20 protein-coding genes and 1 riboswitch are annotated in these 26,814 nt (G+C 52.1%); of the genes, 14 read left to right on the top strand and 6 right to left on the bottom strand.

Going from position 1 to position 26,814, the window contains the following annotated elements; genetic code table 11:
• Window positions 1-3 precede the first annotated feature (3 nt).
• The 11 genes from DUT67_RS06600 to yegS all read left to right on the top strand — a co-directional run bounded on the left by DUT67_RS06600 (window position 4) and on the right by yegS (window position 17,101).
• Window positions 4-1,239 (top strand): MdtA/MuxA family multidrug efflux RND transporter periplasmic adaptor subunit, encoded by a 1,236-nt coding sequence (locus tag DUT67_RS06600; protein WP_113632922.1) that lies wholly within the window; start codon window positions 4-6, stop codon window positions 1,237-1,239.
• Window positions 1,239-4,361 carry an MdtB/MuxB family multidrug efflux RND transporter permease subunit gene (locus DUT67_RS06595; protein WP_113626629.1) on the top strand — a complete coding sequence of 1,041 codons (3,123 nt, stop codon included), beginning with the start codon at window positions 1,239-1,241 and terminating at the stop codon, window positions 4,359-4,361. The genes DUT67_RS06600 and DUT67_RS06595 overlap by 1 nt, the downstream gene beginning before the upstream one ends.
• A complete protein-coding gene (mdtC, locus tag DUT67_RS06590; protein ID WP_113626630.1) occupies window positions 4,358-7,438 on the top strand; it encodes a multidrug efflux RND transporter permease subunit MdtC in 3,081 nt (1,026 codons plus the stop codon). The genes DUT67_RS06595 and mdtC overlap by 4 nt, the downstream gene beginning before the upstream one ends.
• A 400-nt stretch (window positions 7,439-7,838) precedes the next feature.
• Window positions 7,839-9,239, top strand: a complete 1,401-nt coding sequence (locus tag DUT67_RS06585) for an MFS transporter (protein ID WP_113632923.1) — start codon at window positions 7,839-7,841, stop codon at window positions 9,237-9,239.
• A gap of 7 nt (window positions 9,240-9,246) precedes the next feature.
• Window positions 9,247-10,614 carry a two-component system sensor histidine kinase BaeS gene (baeS, locus tag DUT67_RS06580; RefSeq protein WP_113632924.1) on the top strand — a complete coding sequence of 456 codons (1,368 nt, stop codon included), beginning with the start codon at window positions 9,247-9,249 and terminating at the stop codon, window positions 10,612-10,614.
• Window positions 10,615-10,647: 33 nt separating this feature from the next.
• Window positions 10,648-11,376, top strand: a complete 729-nt coding sequence (baeR, locus tag DUT67_RS06575) for a two-component system response regulator BaeR (protein ID WP_113632925.1) — start codon at window positions 10,648-10,650, stop codon at window positions 11,374-11,376.
• A gap of 21 nt (window positions 11,377-11,397) precedes the next feature.
• Window positions 11,398-12,051 (top strand): Vat family streptogramin A O-acetyltransferase, encoded by a 654-nt coding sequence (locus tag DUT67_RS06570; protein ID WP_113632926.1) that lies wholly within the window; start codon window positions 11,398-11,400, stop codon window positions 12,049-12,051.
• A gap of 53 nt (window positions 12,052-12,104) precedes the next feature.
• The gene (locus DUT67_RS06565; protein WP_113632927.1) at window positions 12,105-12,656 is read left to right on the top strand and encodes a GNAT family N-acetyltransferase; all 552 of its coding nucleotides are present in this window, start codon (window positions 12,105-12,107) and stop codon (window positions 12,654-12,656) included.
• Window positions 12,657-12,921: 265 nt separating this feature from the next.
• Window positions 12,922-13,881, top strand: coding sequence for a glutathione S-transferase family protein (locus DUT67_RS06560; RefSeq protein WP_113626635.1), 960 nt, complete (start codon window positions 12,922-12,924; stop codon window positions 13,879-13,881).
• Between the two features lie 194 nt (window positions 13,882-14,075).
• Entirely contained in the window at window positions 14,076-15,437 is a 1,362-nt protein-coding gene (gene yegQ, locus DUT67_RS06555; protein WP_113626636.1) for a tRNA 5-hydroxyuridine modification protein YegQ, read from the top strand.
• A gap of 764 nt (window positions 15,438-16,201) precedes the next feature.
• Window positions 16,202-17,101: a lipid kinase YegS gene (yegS, locus tag DUT67_RS06550; protein WP_113632928.1), complete on the top strand. Its 900-nt coding sequence runs from the start codon at window positions 16,202-16,204 to the stop codon at window positions 17,099-17,101.
• 13 nt (window positions 17,102-17,114) lie between these two features.
• On the opposite strand, the gene psiE is transcribed toward yegS, so the two are convergent.
• From psiE to DUT67_RS06530, 4 genes are all read right to left on the bottom strand, one after another.
• Complete coding sequence (psiE, locus tag DUT67_RS06545) at window positions 17,115-17,522, bottom strand: phosphate-starvation-inducible protein PsiE (RefSeq protein WP_005970095.1); 408 nt, start codon at window positions 17,520-17,522, stop codon at window positions 17,115-17,117.
• A gap of 278 nt (window positions 17,523-17,800) precedes the next feature.
• On the bottom strand, window positions 17,801-18,604 hold the full coding sequence (thiD, locus tag DUT67_RS06540) for a bifunctional hydroxymethylpyrimidine kinase/phosphomethylpyrimidine kinase (RefSeq protein ID WP_113632929.1): 804 nt from the start codon (window positions 18,602-18,604) through the stop codon (window positions 17,801-17,803).
• Window positions 18,601-19,395, bottom strand: a complete 795-nt coding sequence (gene thiM, locus DUT67_RS06535) for a hydroxyethylthiazole kinase (protein ID WP_113632930.1) — start codon at window positions 19,393-19,395, stop codon at window positions 18,601-18,603. The genes thiD and thiM overlap by 4 nt, the downstream gene beginning before the upstream one ends.
• A gap of 36 nt (window positions 19,396-19,431) precedes the next feature.
• Window positions 19,432-19,528, bottom strand: a riboswitch (TPP riboswitch).
• A 636-nt stretch (window positions 19,529-20,164) separates the two neighbouring features.
• A complete protein-coding gene (locus DUT67_RS06530) occupies window positions 20,165-21,133 on the bottom strand; it encodes a DUF4062 domain-containing protein (RefSeq protein WP_113626640.1) in 969 nt (322 codons plus the stop codon).
• Window positions 21,134-21,472: 339 nt separating this feature from the next.
• On the opposite strand from DUT67_RS06530, the gene DUT67_RS06525 reads away from it, so the two are divergent.
• The 3 genes from DUT67_RS06525 (at window position 21,473) to adhP (ending at window position 24,815) form a co-directional block, all read left to right on the top strand.
• Window positions 21,473-22,492: an NAD(P)-dependent alcohol dehydrogenase gene (locus DUT67_RS06525; protein ID WP_113626641.1), complete on the top strand. Its 1,020-nt coding sequence runs from the start codon at window positions 21,473-21,475 to the stop codon at window positions 22,490-22,492.
• Window positions 22,493-22,645: 153 nt separating this feature from the next.
• Window positions 22,646-23,569 carry a GGDEF domain-containing protein gene (locus tag DUT67_RS06520; RefSeq protein ID WP_113626642.1) on the top strand — a complete coding sequence of 308 codons (924 nt, stop codon included), beginning with the start codon at window positions 22,646-22,648 and terminating at the stop codon, window positions 23,567-23,569.
• 235 nt (window positions 23,570-23,804) lie between these two features.
• Window positions 23,805-24,815, top strand: coding sequence for an alcohol dehydrogenase AdhP (gene adhP, locus DUT67_RS06515; RefSeq protein ID WP_113632931.1), 1,011 nt, complete (start codon window positions 23,805-23,807; stop codon window positions 24,813-24,815).
• A 72-nt stretch (window positions 24,816-24,887) separates the two neighbouring features.
• Here the strand turns inward: adhP and DUT67_RS06510 are convergent, their stop codons facing one another.
• Window positions 24,888-25,706 carry a hypothetical protein gene (locus DUT67_RS06510; protein WP_113632932.1) on the bottom strand — a complete coding sequence of 273 codons (819 nt, stop codon included), beginning with the start codon at window positions 25,704-25,706 and terminating at the stop codon, window positions 24,888-24,890.
• 297 nt (window positions 25,707-26,003) lie between these two features.
• Window positions 26,004-26,771 carry a sulfite exporter TauE/SafE family protein gene (locus DUT67_RS06505; RefSeq protein WP_048261417.1) on the bottom strand — a complete coding sequence of 256 codons (768 nt, stop codon included), beginning with the start codon at window positions 26,769-26,771 and terminating at the stop codon, window positions 26,004-26,006.
• Window positions 26,772-26,814 lie beyond the last annotated feature (43 nt).

Below are 26,814 nucleotides of genomic sequence, written 5' to 3'. Positions count from 1 at the left end.
ACTATGAATGCCAAACGTATCCGAGGCCTGCTGATACTTGCCGCCGTTATCGCTATTGCCGTGCTGATCTGGCGCCATTTTACCCAGACGACGCCTGCCGCCTCCGGCACGAGTGAACAACACGCCACTCGTACGTCACATTCGGGAAATAGTGCCAGTACCGGCGGACGCCGCGCCGCCATGCGAACGCTGGCTCCGGTGCAGGCTGCACTGACGCAATCCGCTTCTGTACCTTATTATCTCTCCGGCTTAGGCACCGTGACGGCGGCCAATACCGTGACGCTGCGCAGCCGGGTGAACGGGGAATTGATGGCGCTACACTTTCAGGAAGGGCAACAGGTTAAGGCTGGCGACTTGCTGGCGGAAATCGACCCGCGTCCTTTTCAGGTTGAGTTGACACAAGCACAGGGCCAGTTGGCAAAAGATCAGGCCATACTGGCTAACGCCCGACAGGATTTAGCGCGCTATCAGCAACTGGTGAAAACCAATCTGATCTCACGTCAGGAGCTAGATTCGCAGACCGCCACCGTTCGTCAGGCAGAAGGCTCGATAAAAGCCGATGAAGGTGCCGTAGCCAGCGCACAGCTTCAGTTGGATTACAGCAAAATCACCGCCCCTATTAGCGGTCGGATAGGGTTAAAACAGGTCGATGTAGGGAATTACATCACCAGCGGCGACACTAATGGCATTGTCGTGATTACGCAGACGTACCCTATCGATGTGGTCTTTACCGTACCGGAAGCGGAAATCTCCACGATTCTGAATGCGCAAAAATCAGGCCAGCCGCCTGTGGTGGAAGCCTGGGATCGCGCCAATCAAAAGAAACTCTCGCAGGGCATTCTGTTAAGCATGGATAACCAGATCGACACCACCACGGGCACGATCAAGCTCAAGGCGCGTTTTGACAATCTGGATGATGCCCTGTTCCCGAACCAGTTCGTGAACATCCGCATGAAGGTCGATACGCTGAAAAATGCCGTCGTCGCCCCTTCCGCCGCCGTACAAATGGGGAATGAAGGCCGCTTCGTCTGGATTCTGAATGATAAGAACGAAGTCAGTAAGCGTCAGGTAACTACGAGCATCCAATACGGTCAGTTGGTTGTCGTTACCGCTGGGCTAGACGCCGATGTTCAGGTCGTGACTGACGGCATCGACCGCCTGACCGAAGGCGCGAAAGTGGAAATCGTTCCCTCAGCGTTGACGGAGAAAACGCCCGCTATCGCTGGGGAGAAATCCTGATGCAGGATAACGTTCCAGCCAGCGGCGGCGGGCCGTCTCGCCTGTTTATTCTGCGACCGGTCGCGACCACGCTGCTGATGATCGCCATTCTGCTGGCTGGTATTATCGGCTATCGGGCGCTGCCGGTTTCCGCACTGCCCGAAGTCGATTACCCGACGATACAGGTTATTACCCTGTATCCCGGTGCCAGCCCCGATGTAGTGACCTCAGCGATTACCGCGCCGCTAGAGCGGCAGTTCGGCCAGATGTCTGGACTAAAACAGATGTCGACGCAGAGCGCAGGCGGCGCATCCGTCATCACGCTTCAGTTCCAGCTTGAGCTATCGCTGGACGTCGCCGAACAGGATGTGCAAGCAGCCATCAATGCAGCAAGCAATCTGTTGCCGAACGATCTGCCCTACCCACCGACCTACAGCAAAGTGAATCCGGCGGATCCGCCGATTATGACGCTGGCCGTCACCTCCAGCGCCATGTCGATGACGCAGGTGCAGGACATGGTAGACAACCGCATCGCGCAGAAAATCTCGCAGGTGGCTGGCGTTGGGCTGGTGTCGTTAGCCGGCGGTCAACGTCCAGCCGTGCGGGTAAGGCTGAACGCGCCAGCGCTGGCGGCTTACGGCCTGACCAGCGAAACGATCCGCACCGCAATTACCGCGGCCAATGTGAATTCCGCCAAGGGTAGCCTGGATGGTCCGACGCGTTCGGTAACGCTCTCCGCCAACGATCAGATGAAATCCGTTGATGATTATCGCAAGCTGATTGTCGCGTGGAAGAATGGCGCACCAGTGCGGCTTCAGGATGTCGCCACTATTGAGCAAGCCGCCGAGAATATTTATCTCGGTGCTTGGGCAAATCGGCAACAGGCGATCATTATCAACGTTCAGCGCCAGCCGGGTGCCAACGTCATCACAACCACGGACAGCATTAACAAGATGCTGCCTGCGTTAAAAGCCAGTCTGCCGAACTCCGTCGAGGTCGCCACGCTGACTGACCGCACCACCAGCATTCGCGCCTCGGTGAAAGACGTCCAGTTCGAGCTGCTGCTGGCGATTGCATTGGTCGTGATGGTGATTTACCTGTTCTTGCGTAACGCCGTCGCTACGCTAATCCCAAGCATTGCCGTACCGCTGTCGCTGGTTGGCACCTTTGCTGCCATGTATTTTCTTGGTTTTTCCATCAATAACCTGACGCTGATGGCACTCACCATCGCCACCGGTTTCGTGGTGGATGATGCCATCGTGGTGATTGAAAACATCGCCCGCTATATCGAAAAAGGGGAAAAACCGCTTAATGCGGCGTTGAAAGGCGCGGGAGAAATTGGCTTCACCATTATTTCCCTAACGTTCTCCCTCATTGCCGTTTTGATCCCGCTGCTGTTTATGGGCGATATCGTCGGACGCCTGTTCCGCGAGTTTGCCGTCACGCTAGCGGTATCTATCCTGATTTCCGCCGTCGTGTCGCTCACGCTCACCCCGATGATGTGCGCGCGAATGCTAAGCCATCAGTCGCTGCGTAAACAGAATCGTTTTACCCGCGCCAGCGAGCGTTTCTTCACGCGTCTGATTGATGCCTACGGCACGTGGCTGCGTAAAGTACTGAATCATCCGTGGCTGACACTGAGCGTTGCGCTCGGTACGCTGCTGCTGACCATCCTGCTCTATATCTGGATCCCGAAAGGCTTCTTCCCGATACAGGACAACGGCATTATACAGGGCACCGTGCAGGCACCGCAGACGGTCTCGTTCAGCAATATGGCCGACCGCCAACAGCGCGTTGCGTCCATCATCATGAAGGATCCGGCGGTGGAGAGCGTGTCCTCATTCATCGGCGTTGACGGCACCAACGCGGCGCTGAACAGTGGGCGACTGCAAATCAACCTGAAACCGCTCAATGAACGTAGCGAACGCATTCCAGAGATCATCAGTCGCCTGCAACAGCAAACCGCACAGATTCCCGGCATTCAGCTGTATCTGCAACCCGTGCAGGATCTCACCATCGATACCCAAATTAGCCGCACGCAGTACCAGTTTACGTTGCAGGCGATGTCGCTGGACGAACTGAGCGTCTGGGTGCCGAAGCTGATGACCGAGTTGAAAAAGCTGCCGCAGCTAGAGGATGTCAGCAGCGACTGGCAAGACGGCGCGGCGGTCGCCTATGTCAACGTCAATCGCGACAGCGCCAGCCGTCTGGGCATTACGATGTCGCAGGTTGACAGCGCGCTGTACAACGCCTTCGGTCAGCGGTTGGTTTCCACCATTTATACGCAGGCCAGTCAGTATCGCGTGGTGCTGGAACACGATACGACCAATAACACCGGGCTGGACGCGCTAAACGACGTGCGCCTCATCAGCAGCGACGGCGGTACGATTCCACTCAGCAGCATTGCCACCATTGAAGAACGTCAAGGACCACTGGCGATCAACCATATCGACCAGTTCCCGTCGACGACGATCTCTTTCAACGTCACGAAAGGCCATGCGTTGGGCGAAGCGGTTGATGCCATCACTCAGGCTGAGCAGCAGATGAATCTGCCTGCGGATATCACCACCCGTTTTCAAGGAAGTACGCTGGCGTTCCAGTCGGCGCTGAGCAGCACCGTGTGGCTCATCGTCGCGGCGATTGTCGCCATGTACATTGTGCTCGGCGTGCTGTACGAAAGCTTTATTCATCCGATCACGATCTTGTCTACGCTGCCAACGGCGGGGGTTGGCGCACTACTGGCTCTGATGATGGCAGGGAATGAGCTGGATGTGATTGCCATTATCGGGATCATCTTGCTCATCGGGATCGTGAAGAAGAACGCCATCATGATGATCGACTTCGCGTTGGCGGCAGAGCGAGAACAGGGCATGAAACCCTATGACGCCATTTATCAGGCTTGTCTGCTGCGTTTCCGGCCGATTTTGATGACCACTATGGCGGCATTGCTGAGTGCGCTACCGCTGATGCTAAGCACCGGCGTCGGTGCAGAACTGCGCCAGCCGCTAGGTATTTGTATGGTCGGTGGCCTGATCATGAGCCAGATTCTGACGCTGTTTACCACACCGGTGATTTACCTGCTGTTTGACCGCTTAGCGACGCGCTTCCGCCGTGCGCCGCGTCAGGAGGAAGAAACCGAGTGAAGTTCTTCGCCCTGTTCATCCACCGCCCCGTCGCGACCCTGTTGCTGACGCTGGCCATAGCGCTCTGTGGCATATTAGGCTTCCGCCTGTTGCCGGTGTCTCCGCTGCCGCAGGTGGATTTCCCTGTGATCTCGGTCAGCGCCTCGCTGGCTGGTGCCTCGCCGGAAACCATGGCTTCTGCCGTCGCAACACCTCTGGAACGTGCGCTCGGTAGGATCGCAGGCGTCAGCGAAATGACGTCCACCAGCTCGCTCGGCAGCACGCGCGTCATTCTGGTGTTTAACCTCGACAGGGATATCAACGGGGCGGCGCGCGATGTACAGGCGGCAATCAACGCGGCACAGAACCTGCTGCCATCCGGTATGTCGAGTCGCCCCACCTATCGCAAGGTCAACCCGTCCGACGCACCCGTCATGATCCTAACGCTAACCTCGGACACTTACAGCCAGGGGCAGCTATACGACTTTGCCTCGACCCAACTATCGCAGAAGATTTCGCAGATGGAAGGCGTCGGCGATGTTTCCATCGGCGGGAGTTCGCTCCCCGCCGTGCGCGTCGCGCTGAATCCGGTGGCACTGTTTAATCAGGGCATTTCCCTCGATGAGGTACGGCAGACCATCGCGCAGGCGAACGTGCGCCAGCCGCTGGGAAATGTGGGAAACAGTCAGAAAAGCTGGCAGATACAAACCAACGATGAGCTCAAAACCGCCGATGCCTACGCACCGCTAATTATCCACTACAACAACGGCGCAGCTGTCCGCCTGAGCGATGTGGCGACGGTGGAAGATTCGGTGCAAAACTCCCGCAACGCCGGGATGGCGAATTCGAAGCCCGCGATTCTGGTCATGATTCGCCGCGCGCCGGATGCCAACATTATTACCACCGTAGACAACATCCGCGCCGCTATGCCGGAACTGCGTGCCAGCCTGCCTGCCGAAATTCAGTTAGATGTCGCACAGGATCGTTCTCCCACTATTCGTGCATCGTTGGCGGAAGTAGAGCAGTCGCTGATTATCGCCGTCGCGCTGGTTATTCTGGTCGTCTTCCTGTTCCTGCGTTCGGGGCGAGCAACGGCGATTCCGGCTCTGGCTGTCCCCGTATCGCTTATCGGTACCTTCGCCGCCATGTATTTGTGTGGCTTCAGCCTGAACAACCTGTCGCTGATGGCGCTCACCATTGCCACCGGCTTCGTCGTGGATGACGCCATTGTGGTGCTGGAGAATATTTCCCGCCATATTGAGGCTGGCATGAAGCCGCTACAGGCGTCGCTTCAGGGTGTGAGAGAAGTCGGATTCACCGTCTTATCTATGAGTATGTCGCTAGTGGCGGTGTTCATCCCGTTGTTGCTGATGGACGGTTTGCCGGGGCGGCTATTCCGCGAATTCGCCGTAACGCTGTCGGTAGCGATCATGATTTCGCTGCTGGTCTCACTGACGTTGACACCGATGCTGTGTGCACGACTGCTGCGTGCCGTTCCTAAACGCAGCCAGCCGCGTACGCGAGGTTTTAATCGCGTCTTGCTCGCCATGCAACAAGGTTACGGACGCTCGCTGAAGTGGGTGCTCAACCATGCGCGCTGGGTTTTGCTGCTCCTGTTGGGAACCATCGCGCTCAACGTCTGGCTGTATATCAGCATTCCGAAGACCTTCTTCCCGGAACAGGATACGGGCAGATTGATGGGCTTCATTCAGGCCGATCAGAGTATTTCTTTTCAGGCCATGACGGTGAAACTCCAGAACTTCATGACCATTGTCAGCAGCGATCCTGCGGTAGATAACGTTAACGGTTTTACCGGCGGATCGCGCACCAACAGCGGTTCGATGTTTATCTCACTGAAGCCGCTTTCCGAGCGCGATGTTTCAGCCCAGCAGGTAATTAGCCGCCTGCGCATCAAGCTGGCGAAAGAACCCGGAGCCAACCTGTTTTTAATGCCGGTGCAGGATATCCGAATCGGCGGACGGGAAGCGAACGCCGGCTATCAGTACACGCTGCTGTCTGACGATTTGAGCGAGCTGCGCACGTGGGAACCCAAGATCCGTGCAGCTTTCAGTAAACTGCCTGAACTGGCCGATGTGAACTCCGATCAACAGGATAAAGGCGCGGAAATGGCGTTAACCTACGATCGTGATGCGATGGCGCAGCTCGGCATCAGCGTCTCTGCCGCCAATGCGCTACTCAACAACGCTTTCGGACAACGTCAAATTTCGACCATTTACCAGCCGTTAAACCAATACAAAGTGGTGATGGAAGTCGATGACACCTATACACAGGATGTCAGTTCGTTGGACAAGATGTTCGTGATAAATAGTGAAAACAAACCGATCCCGCTCTCTTATTTCGCCAGTTGGAAGCCGATCAACGCACCGCTGTCAGTGAACCATCAGGGGCTGTCCGCGGCCTCAACCATCTCTTTTAACCTGCCAGAAGGCACCGATCTCTCCAGCGCGACGGCGGCGATAGAAAGAACCATGACGTCGCTGGGCGTGCCGTCATCGGTACGCGGCCAGTTCTCCGGCACGGCACAGGCTTTCCAGCAGTCGCAGTCTTCCCAACTGTTGCTGATTCTGGCGGCGATTATCACCGTGTATATCGTGCTGGGCATACTGTATGAGAGCTATGTACATCCGTTGACGATTCTGTCTACCCTGCCCTCGGCGGGCGTGGGTGCACTGCTGGCGCTGGAGTGGTTCGGCGCGCCGTTTAGCTTGGTCGCACTAATTGGCATTATGCTGTTGATTGGGATCGTGAAGAAGAACGCGATCATGATGGTGGATTTTGCGCTGGTAGCGCAACGTAGCGGTAAACTAAGCGCACAGGATGCTATTTTCCAAGCCTGCCTGCTACGTTTCCGTCCGATTATGATGACTACCTTAGCCGCGCTGTTTGGCGCACTGCCGTTGGTGCTGACCAGCGGCGACGGTGCAGAGCTACGGCAACCGCTCGGTATCACGATTGTCGGCGGGCTGCTGATGAGCCAGATCCTCACGCTGTACACCACACCGGTGGTGTATCTGTTTTTCGACAAGCTGAGGACGATTCGGCGCAAAGCGCCGGGGAAGGATTTGTCACTGTCATAGCTGAACATGAGCACTGGTAAAATGCTACTTTAGGGGAAGTTTCGTGCGCTTAACGTTCTCTGTTTTTCTAGTAGCGTTCCGAACGCGCCCGACCAAGGGCGGCTCAATTGCCGTCGCCCTTGGAACCCTGGCTTTTTTGGCGGGAAATTATGCCGCTGTGCGGTGCCTTCGGGAAAAGAATCCTCTTTGCGGACCGCCGCTGACGCGTTCCAGACGCGGCATCGGCTTGCGCGGCATCCATGCCGCTTATCCGAGAGTCTGCCTTTCCCTCAGCATAATTTACGCCAAGGAAAATACTCAGCACACGAAACCTTGCCAAAATAACAAGTTACACAATCGGGTGTAGGCATATGTATTCACCAGCTGTCCATTTATCACTTAGTCAGGGGGAATCTGAAACATGATGAATTCCGCCTCCGTCCGCTGGCAGCTCTGGATTGTTGCCTTTGGCTTTTTTATGCAGACGCTGGATACCACCATCGTGAATACCGCGCTGCCGTCTATGGCCGCGAGTCTGAATGAAAGCCCTCTGCATATGCATTCGGTGATCGTTTCCTATGTGTTGACCGTGGCGGTGATGCTGCCCGCCAGCGGCTGGCTGGCCGATCGCATCGGTGTGAAGAACATCTTTTTCGCCGCGATTCTGCTGTTTACGCTAGGGTCGCTGCTGTGCGCCCGTTCGGAAACACTGGATGAACTGCTGATTTCACGCGTGATTCAAGGTATTGGCGGCGCGATGATGGTGCCGGTAGGACGCCTGACGGTGATGAAAATCGTCCCGCGCGATCAGTACATGGCAGCAATGACCTTCGTGACGCTGCCCGGCCAGATCGGCCCATTACTGGGACCTGCGCTCGGCGGCTTTCTGGTGGAGTACGCCAGCTGGCACTGGATTTTCCTCATCAACTTGCCCGTTGGCATTATCGGCGCGCTGGCAACCTGGTTCCTGATGCCCAATTACACCATGCAAACCCAGCGCTTTGATATCAGCGGTTTCGTTTGGCTGGCTGTCGGCATGGCGACTCTGACGCTAGCACTGGACGGTAATCGTAGCCTTGGTATTCCGCCGATTGCCATTTTCGCGCTGATTGCCATCGGGCTCATCGCGCTATTGAGCTACTGGCTGCACGCTCGTCGTAACGAACGGGCGCTGTTCAATCTACGTCTGTTCGACACCCATACCTTTTCTATCGGCCTGACCGGTGGGCTTTTGGCACGTATCAGCAGCGGTATGCTACCGTTTATGACACCGCTGTTTTTGCAGTTAGGAATGGGGTTTTCCCCGTTCCATGCTGGACTCATGATGGTGCCAATGGTACTTGGCAGCATGGGAATGAAGCGAATCGTAGTACAGATCGTCAACAGACTCGGTTATCGCCGTGTGCTGATTGTCTCCACGCTGTTGCTGGCACTGATCACGGCGCTATTTGCTCTGGTCGCACTGATGCAATGGATTTGGATGATCCCGATTGTCCTGTTCTTCCTCGGTACAGTGAACGCCATTCGTTTCTCCACGATGAACACGCTGACGCTGAAAGATCTGCCGGATCCCCTTGCCAGCGGCGGCAATAGTCTGCTGTCGATGACCATGCAGCTTTCCACCAGTCTGGGGGTGAGCATCGCAGGTATTCTGCTCGGCATATTTTCTCAACCACATATCGCGGCAGAAAGTGGAGCAACCCATACGGTGTTTCTCTACACCTATCTCAGCATGGTCGTCATCATCGCTCTGCCTGCGTTGATTTTTAATCGTGTTCCGCCTGACACCGTAAAACAGTCAACGCTAGCGCGTAAATCGTGAGGTCGTTATGAAATTCGGAATCACCGCCAAGCTGTTCCTCGCGATTTTCGCCACCTGCATGTTGGTGCTGGTGACCATGCATTGGGGCGTACGCGTCAGCTTCGAGCGCGGCTTTATCGACTACATTAAGCGCGGCAATGAACAGCGGGTTACGCAGCTGCGCGATGCGCTGGCAGAGCAATATCAGCTACACGGCGATTGGTCATTCCTGCGTAACAATGAACGTCTGGTGTTCAAAATGCTGCACTCCATGGATCAGAACAACGACACCGACAACAGCATGCAAGGATGGCGGGTACGTATCTGGGTGCTAGATGCAAGCAAACGCAAATTGTTCGGATCGCCAGCCCCGATCCCCAATGAAGGCACCTCGCAGCCCATTCAGGTACAGAATCAGACGGTCGGCTGGATTGTCGCCTCGCCCGTTGAACGCCTGACCCGCAACGCCGACATCAGTTTCGATCAGCAGCAACAGCGCACCAGTTGGCTGATTGTCGCACTCTCGATGCTGCTCGCCATTATCGCTACCTGGTTGACTGCGCGCGGCCTGCTTGCCCCCGTCAAACGGCTGGTCAGCGGCGTGCACAGCCTGGCGTCGGGGGATTTCAGCACGCGGGTAACGGCAAGCTCGCACGACGAGCTGGGCAGGCTGGCACAGGATTTCAATCAGCTTGCCAAAACGCTGGAAAAAAATGAACAGTCGCGCCGGGCGTTTATGGCCGATGTCTCCCACGAGCTTCGCACGCCGCTGGCAGTGCTACGTGGTGAGCTGGAAGCCTTGCAGGATGGCGTGCGCAAACCCGATGCACATTCTCTGCATTCGCTTCAGTCGGAGGTCGCAACGCTCACCAAACTGGTAGACGATCTGCATCAGCTCACGCTGTCCGATCGTGGGGCACTGGCCTACCGCAAAACGTCTGTGGACGTCGTGCGAATTCTACATATTGCTATCGCCGCGTTTCATGAACGCTTCCAGAAAAAGCAGATTATGCTCACCACCGATTTACCCGCGCAGGCTGGTGTTTTTGGCGATCCAGATCGGCTAAGTCAATTATTTAACAATCTGCTGGAAAACAGCCTGCGTTACACCGATGAACAAGGTCAATTAGCGATTACCCTTGTTCAGCAGCATAAGCACTGGGCCATTATCTGGCAGGACAGCGCCCCCGGCGTCACCGACGAGCAGCTTACGCTGATTTTCGAGCGTTTTTACCGTGCAGAAAGTTCGCGCAACCGCGCCAGCGGCGGTTCTGGGCTGGGGCTGGCTATCTGCAATAATATCGTTGAGGCGCATAGCGGACGGCTGTATGCTGAACATTCGCCGTTAGGGGGAGTGATGATTACCATCGAATTTCCGTCGCACGAACCTGATTAAGAGCCTATTCCGAAAACGAAGATAAGCAGAGCTATGACAACCGCATCCGATTCCGCTATGGCGCCACCGATTCTGATCGTCGAAGATGAGCCCAAATTGGGGCAACTGCTGGTGGATTACCTTCAGGCCGCAGACTACGCCACACACTGGCTGCCTAACGGCAATGATGTCGTCGAATGGGTACGGCAACATTCCCCTTCACTCATTTTGCTGGATTTGATGCTGCCGGGCTGCGACGGCCTGACGCTCTGCCGCACCATCCGCCAGTTTTCCAACGTGCCGATTATCATGGTTACCGCCCGCAGCGAAGAGATCGATCGCTTGCTGGGGCTGGAAATTGGTGCTGACGATTATATTTGTAAACCCTTCAGCCCGCGCGAAGTCGTCGTGCGCGTCAGGACACTACTGCGCCGCTGCGGCTGGCAGAACGACGGAGTGAAAGCCGCAGAGAAAAGCGAGACGGCGCTGTTGATTGATAAAAGCGGCTTTCAGGCCAGCTATCTGGGGCAGAATCTTGACCTGACGCCAGCGGAGTTTCGTCTGCTAAAGACGCTCTCCACCGAGCCGGGCAAGGTGTTTTCACGCGAGGCACTGCTGGATAAACTCTACGACGATTATCGCGTCGTGACCGATCGCACCATCGACAGCCACATCAAGAACCTGCGCCGTAAGCTGGAACAGCTAGATGAAGAAACCTCATTTATCCGCACGGTGTATGGCATCGGCTATCGCTGGGAAGCCGCGCCCTGCAATGAGGTATAAGTCCAACCGTCTTATGATGTTATGGAGCCTAATTTGAACGGACCCGATCCTGATAACCGCTATCCGATGGCCGGTTTCCCCCAAGTGTGTTTTATCAAGAATATTGTCACCACCCCGAATATTGAGATTGGCGACTACACCTATTATGACGATCCCGATGGCGCGGAAAATTTCGAAAAAAATGTGCTCTATCACTATCCGTTTATCGGCGATAAATTAATCATCGGTAAGTTTTGTGCCATCGCACGTGGCGCAAAATTTATCATGAACGGCGCCAATCATCGGCTTTCCGGCCTGTCGACTTATCCCTTTCAGATTTTTGGCAACGGCTGGGAGAAGGTGACGCCTAAGTCAGAAGATCTACCTTACAAAGGCGACACCGTGATCGGCAATGATGTCTGGATTGGCTATGACGCGCTGATCATGCCCGGCATCCACATCGGAAATGGTGCCATTATTGCTTCACGCGCAGTGGTCACTTCCGACGTACCCGCGTATACGGTCGTCGGCGGCAATCCGGCAAAAATCCTGAAGCCGCGTTTTGCACCGGACGTCATCGAGACACTGGAAACGCTGTGCTGGTGGAACTGGCCGATAGAAAAAATCACGCGTCATCTGGAAACCATCGCTGCGGGTGATATTGCCGCGCTGCAAGCCAACCATCTGTCAAAGTAACCGTCTTTCATTGCACAACAACCCATTTCCCACGAAAAGAGGCTTTCACGATAATGACTGCGCTATTTTCCGAAACCACCAAAATCCAGACACCTCGCCTGCTGCTACGCCCGCTCTATCGTGATGATGCCCCTGCGCTGTTCGTCTTTATGTCCGATCCAGTCGTCATGCGCTTCTGGAATCATCCGCCCTGGCAACAGATCGAACAGGCCAATGACGCGATTGACGAATACTGGAGCGCGCTATGTGCCGGACAGTACATGAAACTCGGTCTGGAAATCAAAGAGAGTGGAGAGCTGATCGGCACCTGCGTGCTGTTCAACCTTGAGATTGACTCTAAACGCGCAGAGATCGGCTACTGTCTGGCAGCAAGCGCACAAGGAAAAGGCTATATGGCGGAGGCGCTCTCTGCCCTGCGGGATTTTGCCTTTGAAACGGCGGGGCTAAGCCGATTGGAAGCCGAAATCGATCCCCGTAATGTGGCTTCAGCCAAATCACTGGAACGACTAGGGTTCACGCAGGAAGGGTTGTTAAAGCAGCGTTGGATCGTAGATGGCGAAGTGTCTGATTCTGCGCTCTACGGCCTGCTGGCGGCAAATCGCTAACTGCGGCTTTCTCATGCCAGTCAAAAATACTGTCCGACTTAATGAAAATTTTGTCATTTTCTCTTTTCACACTGCTGTTACCATTTCAAGCCTACAATAATGACAGGTATCCACCCGCATCACATGCGTGGCACAGGTTATCTGCAACACGATTGATTTTTCAACGCCATTGGTTTTGAAAGCAATTGATTTGCAAGCAATTGACCTGCAAAACAGTTGCTCTTCAAAAGAATGTGATTTGAAAACAATAGACAGGGGAAAATATATGTCAGGCTTAGTGAATGGCAAATGGGTTAACGGCGATGTTGCGGCTGAAGAGATCAAAAACGGGGCATTCCATCGCGAAGAAACTAAATTTCGACAAACCGAGTTGGTGCCAGAGGCCGGTCGTTACCAGCTTTTTGTTTCCTATCTCTGCCCGTGGGCATCACGCACGCTGATATTTCGCAAGCTGAAAGGGCTGGAGAACATTATTTCGCTCTCGATTGCCAATCCGCGTATCGCAGATAACGGCTGGGAATTTGCAACGCCACAGGATGCCGGTGAGCATGCAGGCGAGATTCACTATCTGCACCAGTTATATACCGTGAGCGTACCCGACTATACCGGAAAAGTGTCCGTGCCTGTGCTGTGGGATCGGGTGGAAGGCCGTATCGTGAACAACGAATCGGCGGATATCATCCGCATGCTGAACAGCGAATTTAACGACCTGACCGGCAATCACCTCGATTTCTACCCATCGGAACTGCACAGCGAGATCGACCGCTGGAACGAAACCGTCTACCACAACGTCAATAACGGCGTGTATAAGACGGGATTCGCCAAAACGCAGGAACACTATAACGATGCAGTCACCACGCTTTTCACCACGTTGGACGAACTAGACGATCATTTGGGCAGTCATCGTTACATACTGGGCGACACGCTGACCGAAGCCGACTGGCGTTTATTTGTGACGCTGATACGTTTTGACGTGGCTTACCACGGCGCGTTCAAATGTAACCTGAAACGTATTGCCGACTATCCACACTTATCACATTACCTGCGCGAACTGTATCAGTGGCCGGGTATTGCGGAGACGGTCAATATCGACCACATCAAAGCGGGTTATTACGGCATTGCCTGGCTGAATCCGACACAGATCGTACCGGTTGGCCCACAGGTTGATTTATACCAGCCGCACAACCGCGAAACCCTCGGCACATCCCGTACCGCCACGCGTTAATACAGCGAAATCTGGCCTGCTCTGTTTATGGCAGGCCATTCTTTATTTAGGTCAAAAAATTGATTTACGTCAAACAATAGGCCCACGTTTCGTGTGCCGTCTACTGCAATTTCCCCCTATTAGCGCTAGAATCCTCCGCCTTTACTGCTCCCGCCGTGGAGCAGCCTGACTTGTGATCAGAATCGAGAGATACCATGTTTAAACCGGAACTGCTTTCTCCGGCCGGTACGCTGAAAAATATGCGCTACGCCTTTGCCTATGGCGCGGACGCGATTTATGCCGGTCAACCTCGCTACAGCCTGCGCGTGCGCAATAACGAATTCAACCATCAGACGCTGGCGCAAGCCATTAACGAAGCGCATGAGCTGGGCAAGAAATTCTACGTGGTCGTTAACATCGCGCCACACAATGCCAAGCTGAAAACCTTCCTGCGTGATCTGCAACCCGTCATCGAAATGGGGCCGGATGCGCTGATCATGTCCGATCCGGGTTTGATCATGCTGGTGCGTGAAAACTTCCCACAGATAGATATTCACCTTTCCGTTCAGGCCAACGCGGTCAACTGGGCGACGGTGAAATTCTGGCAACAGATGGGGCTGACGCGTGTGATTCTGTCACGCGAACTGTCGTTGGAAGAGATTGCGGAAATTCGCCAGAACGTCCCGGATATGGAACTGGAGATTTTCGTTCACGGTGCCCTGTGCATGGCCTACTCAGGCCGCTGCCTGCTGTCCGGCTACATCAACAAACGCGATCCAAACCAAGGCACCTGCACCAACGCCTGCCGCTGGGAATATAAGGTTCAGGAAGGTAAAGAAGACGAGGTCGGGAACATCGTCCATCAGCACGAACCTATCGTGGTGAAAAACGTTGAACCGGCGCTAGGCATCGGTGAACCGACCGACAAAGTCTTTATGCTGGAAGAAAATCTGCGCCCCGGCGAATACATGAGCGCATTTGAAGACGAGCACGGCACCTACATCATGAATTCCCGCGATCTGCGTGCGATCCAACACGTTGAGCGCCTGACGCAAATGCAGGTCCATTCACTGAAAATCGAAGGCCGCACCAAGTCATTCTATTATTGCGCCCGTACCGCACAGGTGTATCGCCGCGCCATCGACGATGCTGTCGCAGGTAAGCCGTTCGACTCGACATTGCTGGAAACGCTAGAAGGTCTGGCACACCGTGGCTACACCGAAGGCTTCCTGCGTCGCCACGTGCATGAAGATTACCAAAACTACGACTACGGCTATTCCGTTTCCGATCGTCAGCAGTTTGTCGGTGAATTCACCGGCGTTCGTCGCGATGGTCTGGCTGAAGTCGAGGTGAAGAACAAGTTTTCCTGCGGCGACAGCGTGGAAATGATGACGCCAAACGGCAATATTCAATTCATCATCGAATCGATGCAGAATGTCAAAGGGCAGCCGACCGAGGTTGCGCCGGGTAACGGCCATATTGTTTATCTGCCGGTGCCGGACGATGTCTCTCTCGACTATGCGCTATTGCTGCGCAATCTGCCGGGCACCACTACGCGTAACCCTAACGCGGAATAATCCCGTAATATCGCCGGATGCACAGCCATCCGGCGATGTCCTAATCAAACAGCGCTTCCTTACGGTACCCCCCCACCATCGCCTTTTCCCGGCCACGAGTAAGTACGCTTAACCGTCTGAGGTTATCGTTACAAAGCTCAGGGTTTTTTAACGAATATTAGAAACAGATCACATCAATTCGCTGGTCTTGTGGTTAGTATTGCGTCGCTGAGAAAACATAGAACGAAAAATAAGCGTAGTGATACTACTAGGAACCACCTCCTTGGCCAGCTCAATCTCCCTTGAGCTGGCTTTTCTTTTTCTCTCGATCACGTATTTCCCACCGCAAACATACCCTAAATAATTCGAGTTTCAGGACAAAACGTTAGCGTTTTGAACAGCGCTTGCGCTGACCCCGAAGGGGTGAGGCCATAAGGCCAAATAACGCGGCAAGAGAGGGACAAATTCGTCGGGAACGAATTTGACCAGCCGACGGCTGGCCTCCGGTGAGAGACTGGATGTCTCTCATTTCATCCCGATGAGCTTACTCAGGTAAGTGATTCGGGTGACTGACAAATCTGCCAGAGGTAGATTTAAACGCTGCTTGCAGCGGCCCCAACGGGGCGAGGCACACACCAGTGTGCCGAGTAGCGCTGCCAACGCACATGCAACTTGAAGTATGACGGGTATATTCACCGATTCTTCTGATGTCTACCTGCCGATTTAATGACTATGATTAACTGCAACGTTTCGTATTAACAACATCGCAGCCAGAGAAAGACGACATGGAAAAAAATCCAATCACACTGCTGATTTTGAATGGGAAAAGTTCAGGTAATGAAGAACTTCGCGAAGCCATCGGTGAGCTACGCAAGGACGGCTCTACGCTGCATGTCCGCGTCACCTGGGAATACGGCGATGCCAAACGCTATGTAGAAGAGGCCATCCAGCTCAACGCGGATAACGTAATCGCCGCGGGTGGCGACGGCACCGTCAATGAAGTTGCCGCAGCGTTAGCGGTGCAGCCAGAAGCGGTTCGCCCATATCTGGGGATTGTGCCGCTGGGTACCGCTAATGATTTTGCCACCAGCTGTCAGATTCCGATGGAGATGCACAACGCGTTGACGCTGGCGATCAAAGGCCGCGCCACCGCCATTGATATCGCTAAAGTGAACGACAAACACTATTTCATCAATATGGCGACGGGCGGCTTTGCCACGCGTATTACCACTGAGACCCCCGCCAAGATGAAGGCGGCACTGGGGAGTGCTTCTTACGTACTACACGCGCTTTTTCGTATGGATATGCTGCAAGCCGAGCGCTGTGAGATTCACGGGCCGGATTTTCACTGGGCGGGCGATACGCTAGTTATCGCAGTAGGGAATGGCCGTCAGGCCGGTGGCGGACAGCAGCTTTGCCCAGAGGCGCTGATCAACGATGGGCTGCTGGAACTGAGCGTGCTGTCTGCAACGGAGTTACTGCCCAATATGCTTCAGGCCTGGTTTACCGGCAGCGAAAACCAGAACATGATTTCCGCAACCCTGCCCTGGCTGGAGATCACCGCCCCCGATGATATGACATTTAATCTGGATGGCGAACCGCTCACCGCTAAACGCTTCTGCATTGAGGTGCTTCCCGCAGCGATTCACTGTCGGCTACCGCCCCAGTGCTCGCTGCTGGAATAGCGGCGCGTTTTGATTATTCTCGCTTCAGGCGATTACTGTTTGCCAGATACAGCGTCACCACCAGCAGCAGGATCGCCGCGGAATACACCAGCGTATCCGACGGGCTTTTGTGATCGACAATAATCAGGCGAATGATGGCCGTAATGCCGATGTAGATAAAATAGCGTAGCGGGAAGTGATAGCCGGACTGGAAATACTTCACGATCAGCGCAATAAACTCAAAATAAAGGAAATAGATCACGATGCCTTCTATCAGTTGATAGGAGGAATCTTTCTCGCTGGAGATCAATAGCACCTTCGCCAGATGAAACGTTTCCTTAACTAAAAAAATCACCAAAATGGTTGCCAGCGCCAACAGGCCGATATTGAGTATCGTCTGAAGCGCCTTGGCAGCCATCGCACTGCGAGCAGAACCTGCCATATGTTATCCCCACATCCCATTTCATATTAACGCTAAGATTTCAGAGCAAAATAACCGGACACACTCGCACTGTCACGCCGAAATACGCTTAATTTAGTTTGAAATTACTGACAAATATGTCACGCAAAATACAAGTCGATTTACTTATACCCGTCATACTTCAAGCTGCGTGTGCGTTGGCTTCACTTACTCACCCCAGTCACTTACTTGAGTAAGCTCCTGGGGATTCGTGCGATTGCCGCCTTCACGCCACTCGAATTATTTAGGGTACGCAATATTTACCACCAGTGATGGAAGTGATGAACGGGGCCGATTCCGTGCCCAACCTCCAGCGTGTCGGCCTGCTGTAACGCCAGCTGTAAATACGCCTTCGCCGCGTTGACCGTCTCGCCCCAGCTATCGTGACGTGGTCGCAGCGCCGCCAACGCGGCAGACAGCGTGCAGCCGGTACCGTGCGTATGACGTGTATTAATACGTGGGGAGCTAAAACGCTGTGGTTCAGCCTGCCGACTGAACAACCAGTCCGGGCTTTCCGCTTCACTAAGGTGACCGCCTTTCATCAATACTGCCTGACAGCCCATCGCCAGCAGCGCTTCCCCCTGTTCGCGCATGTCCCGCTCGTTGGCGGCAGGCGACGTATTCAACAGCGCAGCGGCTTCCGGCAGGTTGGGCGTAATCAGGGAAACCAGCGGCAGCAGCTCACGACGGATCGACTCTACCGCCTCCGGCGCGAGTAGCGGATCGCCGCTCTTCGCCAACATCACGGTATCCAGTACCACGAAAGGAACCGCGTAATGACGCAGGCGCTCGGCAACAGTTTCGACAATATCGGTCTGCGCCAGCATACCAATCTTGGCGCTATCGATACGCACATCGCTCAGTACAGAATCCAACTGTGCCGCGACGAAATCCGGCTCAATCCGGTAGACCGACTGCACGCCACGCGTATTTTGCGCCACCAGCGCGGTAATGACCGACGTGCCGTAAGCACCCAGCGCAGAAAACGCTTTTAAATCCGCCTGAATACCCGCCCCACCACTCGGATCGGTACCTGCAATCGTCAACGCATTGATACGTTTCATGCCAGATCCTCCGCGCGCAGGGTATAGAGTCGATCGAGGAAATTAGGGATAAAACTTCCTGTGCCTTGTGACACTGAAGCCGCCTGCTGCCCTGCTAACGCCATGACATAGCATGCCGCCGCAACATGGGATAAGCGATCACCTTCCAGAGAAGAAAATCCCGCGACCACCGCAGACAGCGCACAGCCCGTACCAACCACGCGCGTCATCATGCTATCACCACCCGTTACCGCGATATCGCGCTCACCGTCTGTGACATAATCCACCGCTCCGGTCACCGCGACAATCGTCCCCACCTGCCGAGCCAGTTCACGCGCAGCAGGAAGCGCAGCCAACGAATCATCAGCACTATCCACACCTCTTCCCTGCGCAGCTAACCCGGCAAGCGCCATGATTTCGGACGCATTACCGCGAATCGCCGCGGGTTTCCATGCCAGCAATTCGCGGCAAAATTCAGTACGAAAGGTTAAACCGCCTACAGCAACCGGATCGAGCACCCACGGCGTACCCGCCTGATGTGCGCTGTTCACCGCCGCTCGCATCGCTTCAGCACGCGTACGATCCAGCGTCCCGACATTAATCAGCAGCGCATCGGCGACTGCACTAAACTGCGCGGCTTCTTCAGGATCGACCACCATCGCAGGCGACGCATTCAGCGCCAGCAGTACGTTAGCAGTAAAAGATTGCACCACATCGTTGGTCAAGCAGTGCACCAGCGGTGAAGCAGAACGAAATTGGGTGAGTGATGTTGCTGCCTGAGCGGCAGAAAAGTCGGCGGGTTGCGTGTTCATAGGTCTCCCAACCGGCGTGGAAGAAGGCGGCAACCGGTGGGCATACCGTGACTTCCCTACGCTGGCATTATCCAGATCAGGTGGTACGGGTATTTCTCAGCCTTCACAAAGAAGGGCACCCCGAGTCATTACAGTAAATTCCTGTATACTAGCAGATTACGTGAACTGGCTTGTTCGCACAAGTTTGTGTTCCAATAACCGATTACATCGACTATATAGAAAAATAATTGCTATTTTCCCAAGTTCACTACCCATATTTCAAAGTCATAACACATAATAACTGAATGTATTTTTTAATATCACATGGGGAAATATTCATGCATGCATTTGAAATATATAAACTGCAACCTATTATAAATCTTTAGCACAAATTAAAACCAATAGCCACCATTCGGCATATCGCAATAGTAAACACTCTAATGAAAATATATTTCATGCACTTACTTCTCACACAGCCAACAAGAATATAAGATTATATCTATATATTTTTTATTTAATGAGCCATGTTTTATTTTTAAAAAACATCAACAGTGAGATGAAAATTAAGTAATAAACTCACTCAGCCATATATTATATTATCCATTGTGAGCATAGAAATAAAAACCCGATAAAATCTATTAACTTATAAACCCCAAAAGAAAAACAAAACATCAAAAAATATCTCGACGCGAATAAAATTTTATAATTTATTAATAAGAATGAAAGCCACATTAAGTCGAGTAACATGGCTAATCCTGCAGAATAGTAGGATAGAAAAACCATCAGTTATTTATTTTTTTCTTATAACCCTAAGCTCTTTTAATTTACGAAATCCACTTTCAGTTAGAGTCCACCATTCCCTATCTATATCTATTAGACCAACTGCAACAAAATGAAACTTTATGGTTTTAATATCATCGTCATCTATTATCACATTATATCCAATAATACCCGCCGCCTTTAAAATTAATCTATTAAGAGATTTACTGACATCATCATAGCTACAACCATCGCCCATCGACACAGCTATACTATTAAAAATTCTAGCAATTGATATAGTTACAACGCTGTTCGTAGGGATTTTGAAATTATTACTAACCAAGCTATAATGAAGAGGAAAACTATCTGAAAAATCTGCCACATCATCCCCAAAGTCACTTATTGAATTGTTAGACTTTAACTTTTCCAACTCTCTATTTAATAAATCGACCTCATCTCTAGCCTTTATTAACTCAGATAAATTCTCTTCGTTTGAGATGCGATTTGCTCTAACCCACCCTATTGCCGGATGCATAGTACGTGCATGCATAATTCCTAATGCCACCTTTCCTGGAAGTTCATTTGCATCAGTCCAGAACTCTACTAGTCTTTTCGTTTTCACCTTATTTCTAAAGGATTGTAATTTATTTATCAGTACAGGATCTTGCTCAGAATTCTGAAATGTAATTTTTTCTGGACTACCATGAATTAATGCCACAACTTTTATATTTTTTGAAACGGCATAGTCATATTCTTTTTCGGTGAAACTGATTCCATCTTCATCTAAACTACCATATCTTCCACCAATGATAAGAAGGTAATAATCGCTATAATCAATAATACGCTGAATAAAATTCCACTGTTCCTCATCAGCGGCAGGAAAATGTTCCATCCCGGCAGGGATACAATCCATTTTCATTAGAGTAAGCATTATTGAATGGCGTTCTTCGATTAGGTCAGTATAGGTAGAACTTACAAACACCTGATATCTTTTATCCATCAGAATCTCCAGAGTGCACTAAGCAGAGTAAAACCAGTATCATAAGATAAATCAGCATGAAGAGAGAACAGCAAGGACGAATAATTTCTGTGTAAGTCTGAATAAGCTCAACAGAAACTCTCTTATCTACTCAGCATTTTAGTCTTTTTAAAGCTATCGATAACGCAGGAAAATTCAGAAGATATAACTCTTCCAACTTTAACCTGAGCTAACTAAGGCATTAAAGCAAGCGCTCCCCCCTCCCGACACAAAATGAAAAACCACAGGCACGTTGTGACATAGAGAAAAACGTCATAACCCTTTAGACTGGTTAATCAAACCCATACTGAGGAAATTGTGATGACGATAATCAAGAGTTATGCCGCACCGGAAGCTGGCGCAGCGCTGGAGTTGTATGAGTTTGATGCGGGTGAACTGCAGGCGGAAGACGTCGAAGTCGTGGTTGATTACTGCGGCGTGTGCCATTCCGATCTCTCTATGATCGATAACGAATGGGGAATGTCGAGCTATCCGCTGGTTGCCGGGCATGAAGTGATTGGTCGTGTGCACGCATTGGGTGACGCGGCGAAGAACAAAGGATTAAAAATAGGTCAGCGCGTCGGCATTGGCTGGACAGCACGTAGCTGTGGGCACTGCGATGCCTGTATCAGCGGTAGCCAAACCAACTGTCAGCAAGGCAGCGTGCCAACGATTCTGAATAAAGGCGGTTTTGCCGATAAGATTCGTGCGAACTGGCAGTGGGCTATCCCGCTTCCTGATTCCATTGATATCGAATCGGCAGGTCCGCTACTGTGCGGCGGCATCACCGTCTTCAAACCGCTGTTAATGCACAATGTCACTGCGACCAGCCGCGTCGGCGTGATCGGTATCGGCGGTCTGGGACATATTGCGATTAAGCTCCTGCATGCGATGGGCTGTGAAGTCACGGCGTTCAGCTCAAACCCGTCCAAAGAGCAAGAAGTACTGGCGATGGGTGCCGATAAGGTCGTCAACAGCCGCGATCCGCAGGCGCTGACTGCACTGGCAGGCCAGTTCGATCTTATCATCAACACCGTGAGCGTCGATCTGGAATGGCAGCCCTACTTCAACGCGCTCGCCTATAACGGGAAGTTCCATACCGTCGGCGCGGTGATGAAGCCATTTAGCGTTCCGGCTTTTACACTTATCGCAGGCGATCGCAGCGTTTCTGGTTCTTCTACGGGTTCTCCGCATGAGCTACGTTCTTTGATGAAGCTCGCCGCGCGTGCCAGCGTGAAGCCACAGACGGAACTGTTCCCGATGTCGAAAATCAACGATGCCATCCAGCACGTGCGTGACGGTAAAGCCCGTTATCGCGTCATACTGAAAGCCGATTTTTAATCGGTAAAGACGCCTGAGCGATCGGGCGTCTGCTTTTTGCACATAAGTCAGATTAACGTCATTCTCTGGACCACACTGCTCGGCACCACGCGACTGAATGTATTCAACAGGTTTCATGATAGGATTGAAAGGTGATACAAGAGGAGACTCGCAATGCCTTTTAAAGAGTATGACCACGACTTTATTGATAAGAATAAAAAGGCTTTCTCGTCTGTAAGGTTTGCCCTTTTATTGTCTGTGTTAATCATTATATTTAATCTCCTGTTCTTCAAGCATCGAGATTTTCAGGAGCAGTTACACAATAATCCGGGGTCTTATACGGATGCGATTGCGCTGGTTTTTCTTTTTTTTATCTTGTCATGTACCAGTAAAATCTCGCTTAACCATACTTCAGCCTTATCTATTCGGCTTGGGCTACATGTCTGGATATGCTCCGCCACATTTGACTTCATGGATGAGTTTATCTATCAGCCCAAGCTAATTGGATATTATGTTGAGGATATGCTGAGAATCATTGGTATGTTTGGCGTCGGATTCGGTGTTTATACCCTGATACAGCAAATCAACAATAAGTATGTCGAAGCCAGAATACAGTCATTCAGCGATGAACTCACACAGCTCCCTAACCGTCGATTTTTTATTAACGAATTAAAAAAACTCGAAGCGAAAACACCCTATTTATTTATTATCGACATCGATAATTTCAAAGTCATCAATGACAAATACGGGCATACGAAAGGTGATGAGATATTAAGTAAGTTCGGCCATATTCTTTCCCGTTTCGATAACAGTGAAGTGGTCGCCACGCGAATAGGTGGGGAAGAGTTCGCCATTATTCTGTATGGCGGGACACAGGCTCGGGCAGAGAAGCTGGCAAGAGAAGTCTTAAAAAATGCGAACAAAATCATTATTAAAAATATGCACCATCTTTCTGTCAGCATTGGAGCGGGGAAAAAGCAGCTTCAGGAACCCACAGAACACTTTATGAAACGCGTGGATGTTGCACTTTACCAAGCCAAAAATACCGGCAAAGGCAAAGTGGAATGGGCTCTGGAGCCGAAAGAAAAAACGCAGTAACCCAACGTAACCTCATTCGATAACACGGTCGCACGGACGCGCCACCGCCCTTAATCATCATAAAAAATTACTGAAACGACATTCCCGCCACAGAAAGCCATCGTTCAAACCACCCATCATTCTGTAACAAAATTAAACACATCCTGATTAATCAACTTGCTGATCAGCGTGTACTCTTTTATAGGTAGAACATAAATACATTAACCCCACGACACATTCAGTAAAAGGAAGACTAATGAAAGCAGCCATCGTTACGAAGGATCATTCCGTTGAGATTCAGGACAAAAAACTGCGCCCTCTCCAACATGGAGAAGCTCTGTTAAAAATGGAATGCTGTGGCGTATGCCATACCGACCTGCACGTCAAAGACGGTGATTTCGGCGATGTAACCGGCATCACCCTCGGCCATGAAGGTATCGGTATCGTTAAAGAAGTGGGCCCGGGTGTGACATCACTAAAACCCGGCGATCGCACCAGCGTAGCCTGGTTTTATCAAGGCTGTGGCCACTGCGAATATTGTAATAGCGGTAACGAAACGCTGTGCCGCTCGGTGAAAAATGCAGGTTATTCTGTCGATGGTGGAATGGCAGAAGAGTGCATCGTCGTTGCCGATTACGCGGTAAAAGTGCCGGATGGTCTGGATTCTGCCGCGGCGAGCAGCATTACCTGCGCAGGCGTGACGACGTACAAAGCGGTGAAAGTCTCGCAAATCAAACCGGGACAGTGGATCGCCATTTATGGCCTGGGCGGATTGGGTAATCTGGCACTGCAATATGCCAAAAATGTCTTTAATGCGAAAGTCATCGCGATTGATGTGAACGACGCACAGTTAGCCTTTGCCAAAGAAGTGGGTGCAGATCTGGTCATTAATCCGGCCAAGGAGGATTCCGCCAAGATCATTCAGGAAAAAGTCGGCGGCGCACATGCCGCCGTGGTCACCGCCGTTGCCCGTGCGGCATTTAACTCCGCTGTGGATTCTGTTCGCGCAGGCGGGCGTATTGTTGCCGTCGGCCTGCCACCAGAGTCAATGGATCTGAATATTCCGCGTCTGGTGTTGGATGGTATTCAGGTATTGGGTTCGCTGGTCGGCACGCGTGAAGATCTGAGAGAAGCGTTCCAGTTTGCAGCCGAAGGGAAAGTAAAACCGAAAGTGACCCTCCGTCCGCTGAAAGACATCAACACTATTTTCGCTGAAATGAAAGGCGGGAAAATCACAGGCCGTATGGTGATCGACCTGTCAATGTAAGCAGTGGTTAGCAAGCGGGTATTAAGCGGGATAACATTATCCCGCTTAATACCGCTTATTTTTCTTCATATCTTAGCTAAACGTTTGTGTATTACCGGGGCACACAAGCTGCTTACTTTTAATATGGTAAACCTCGACATCAGGACGTGTGAAAAAGGCAATTTCCCACGGATTCTTGGTAACGAATTCATGACGCACTTTTTCATAGAGCGGATTGTCGCGCGCGATAATAAACGCTTCCCCTTCAATAATGGTGTAGTTCCATTCAATTGCCCGCTCGAAGGTATAATGGCTGCGCTCATCCATTGCAAAAAAGCAGTGCGGATTACGTTTGAGCAGTTGAGATTTAAAGGTTTCGGGGAATGTAATCAGGAAGATATCGTTATCCACGGACGACAGAAATGCTAACACCGTGGTATGCGGCTGCTCGGCCGCCATGGTGATTAATACACCGACCTTGTTGGAGAAATCCTGCTTTTCCGTTGGCGGAAAATCTACCATCGGCGTCAGAGGCACTGGCATCGACGGGCGATCGTCTTGTGGAAACTGATAGGCCGGCTCACGGATGTCCAGCACCGGCGTGAAACCGTGTAAAAGCTGGCATTCTCTCGGTTCGAGTACCACCCAATCGCCTTCGCTTGCTATCACGCGCCCTTTGTAAGAAGCGCGATAAACCTGAATATTGGCATCAAACTCATCAACCCCAGAGCGATTATCAAGGTGAATGGTTGCCAGGTCGCCAACGACAAACTCATGTCCGTGCGGGAAAAAAACGCGCAGGCTGTTATCCGCATTGGGATAGACGCCGCAAATATGGATGACCATGCCACCCTGCTTATAACCCGCCAGTACACCGAGAGTTTGCTTTCCTAGATAGCTCACGAGACTCATACATCACGCCTTATTCAGATTGGGCTTCAGAGAGGATGCCGACCCTGATTCGTTCGGGCCGTTCCAACAACGGTCAGGAATCTGAGAAAAACCATCAGTCTGGCCGTATGACTTCCTACCTATCAACGGAGAAAGCGCTGAAAACTTTAGGCTTAATACCTATCTATTTAAAGGGCTATAACCCAGAAAGCGTAAACAGCGCGGTCATAACGGCAACCGACAGTACTCCAATCCACACTTTCCATTTTTTCATCTGTCGGGTTCTCATTTCGCTGCAAAAGCGCATTGCTTTAGCGGTTATTTCAGCACCAGCATAGCGATTCCCACACCGACCAGCATCAAACAAAACGCGCCGCGTAGATAAGCTACTGGCAGCTTATGGGCCACCGCAACGCCCCAAGACACGCTGACAATCCCCCCCAGCGCCAATGGTAAACCGATACTCCAATCAACGTTACCCGCCTGCGAATAGGATAACAGCGCCGCCAGTGCGCCCGGCACCACAAGAATCAGTGCCATACCCTGCGCCTGCGTTTGTGCAAAGGCAAACAGCGTAACCAGTACTGGCACCACTACCAAACCGCCGCCGACGGTAAAAATACCAGACATAAACCCACTCGCGACACCGAGCAGCGGCAGATATTTGGTCGACAAGACAATCTCTGACGTTTGGCTGCGCTTTTTGTTATACCACTGCCAGATATAGTACGCCGCCAGCACCAGCAGGAAAGTGGCAAAGGCGCGCTGAAGGTTGTGAACATCAATCGATGAAGCGATGTGAGCGGCAAGATAGGCCGATCCCGTCGCAAAAGCACACATAGTCAGCGCCACCCGCGTATCAATGCGGTTACGCTGGCGATAGCGCAGAAAACCAATCAGCACGTTTGGCGTTATCATCACCAATGCGGTTCCCTGTGCCATATGCTGATCCATCCCGAATAACACACCCAGAATCGGAATCGCGATAAGCCCACCGCCAATTCCCAGCATTCCTCCACAAAATCCCAGCCCGATCCCCAAAAGCAAACACAATAAAATATCGCTGAACATCATTAAGCTAAACATAAAAAATGCGTGACCTATATATCATAAGACTATCTGGAAAACC

It is taken from the genome of Pectobacterium peruviense, assembly GCF_003312355.2.
GTDB classification, from domain to species: Bacteria; Pseudomonadota; Gammaproteobacteria; order Enterobacterales; family Enterobacteriaceae; genus Pectobacterium; species Pectobacterium peruviense.
The sequence above is the reverse complement of the archived record's forward strand: the minus strand, read 5'-3'. Positions and strand labels throughout refer to the sequence as shown.

Bases quoted from the DNA above. Each gene is read 5' to 3' on its own strand.
- yegS (WP_113632928.1), top strand. From the start codon at position 16,202: ATGGAAAAAAATCCAATCACACTGCTGATTTTGAATGGGAAAAGTTCA.
- DUT67_RS06505 (WP_048261417.1), bottom strand. From the start codon at position 26,771: ATGTTTAGCTTAATGATGTTCAGCGATATTTTATTGTGTTTGCTTTTG.
- psiE (WP_005970095.1), bottom strand. From the start codon at position 17,522: ATGGCAGGTTCTGCTCGCAGTGCGATGGCTGCCAAGGCGCTTCAGACG.
- thiM (WP_113632930.1), bottom strand. From the start codon at position 19,395: ATGAACACGCAACCCGCCGACTTTTCTGCCGCTCAGGCAGCAACATCA.
- DUT67_RS06520 (WP_113626642.1), top strand. From the start codon at position 22,646: ATGCCTTTTAAAGAGTATGACCACGACTTTATTGATAAGAATAAAAAG.
- DUT67_RS06510 (WP_113632932.1), bottom strand. From the start codon at position 25,706: ATGAGTCTCGTGAGCTATCTAGGAAAGCAAACTCTCGGTGTACTGGCG.
- DUT67_RS06565 (WP_113632927.1), top strand. From the start codon at position 12,105: ATGACTGCGCTATTTTCCGAAACCACCAAAATCCAGACACCTCGCCTG.
- adhP (WP_113632931.1), top strand. From the start codon at position 23,805: ATGAAAGCAGCCATCGTTACGAAGGATCATTCCGTTGAGATTCAGGAC.
- yegQ (WP_113626636.1), top strand. From the start codon at position 14,076: ATGTTTAAACCGGAACTGCTTTCTCCGGCCGGTACGCTGAAAAATATG.
- DUT67_RS06530 (WP_113626640.1), bottom strand. From the start codon at position 21,133: ATGGATAAAAGATATCAGGTGTTTGTAAGTTCTACCTATACTGACCTA.
- DUT67_RS06570 (WP_113632926.1), top strand. From the start codon at position 11,398: ATGGAGCCTAATTTGAACGGACCCGATCCTGATAACCGCTATCCGATG.
- DUT67_RS06560 (WP_113626635.1), top strand. From the start codon at position 12,922: ATGTCAGGCTTAGTGAATGGCAAATGGGTTAACGGCGATGTTGCGGCT.
- DUT67_RS06525 (WP_113626641.1), top strand. From the start codon at position 21,473: ATGACGATAATCAAGAGTTATGCCGCACCGGAAGCTGGCGCAGCGCTG.
- DUT67_RS06600 (WP_113632922.1), top strand. From the start codon at position 4: ATGAATGCCAAACGTATCCGAGGCCTGCTGATACTTGCCGCCGTTATC.
- thiD (WP_113632929.1), bottom strand. From the start codon at position 18,604: ATGAAACGTATCAATGCGTTGACGATTGCAGGTACCGATCCGAGTGGT.
- baeS (WP_113632924.1), top strand. From the start codon at position 9,247: ATGAAATTCGGAATCACCGCCAAGCTGTTCCTCGCGATTTTCGCCACC.
- DUT67_RS06595 (WP_113626629.1), top strand. From the start codon at position 1,239: ATGCAGGATAACGTTCCAGCCAGCGGCGGCGGGCCGTCTCGCCTGTTT.
- baeR (WP_113632925.1), top strand. From the start codon at position 10,648: ATGACAACCGCATCCGATTCCGCTATGGCGCCACCGATTCTGATCGTC.
- DUT67_RS06585 (WP_113632923.1), top strand. From the start codon at position 7,839: ATGATGAATTCCGCCTCCGTCCGCTGGCAGCTCTGGATTGTTGCCTTT.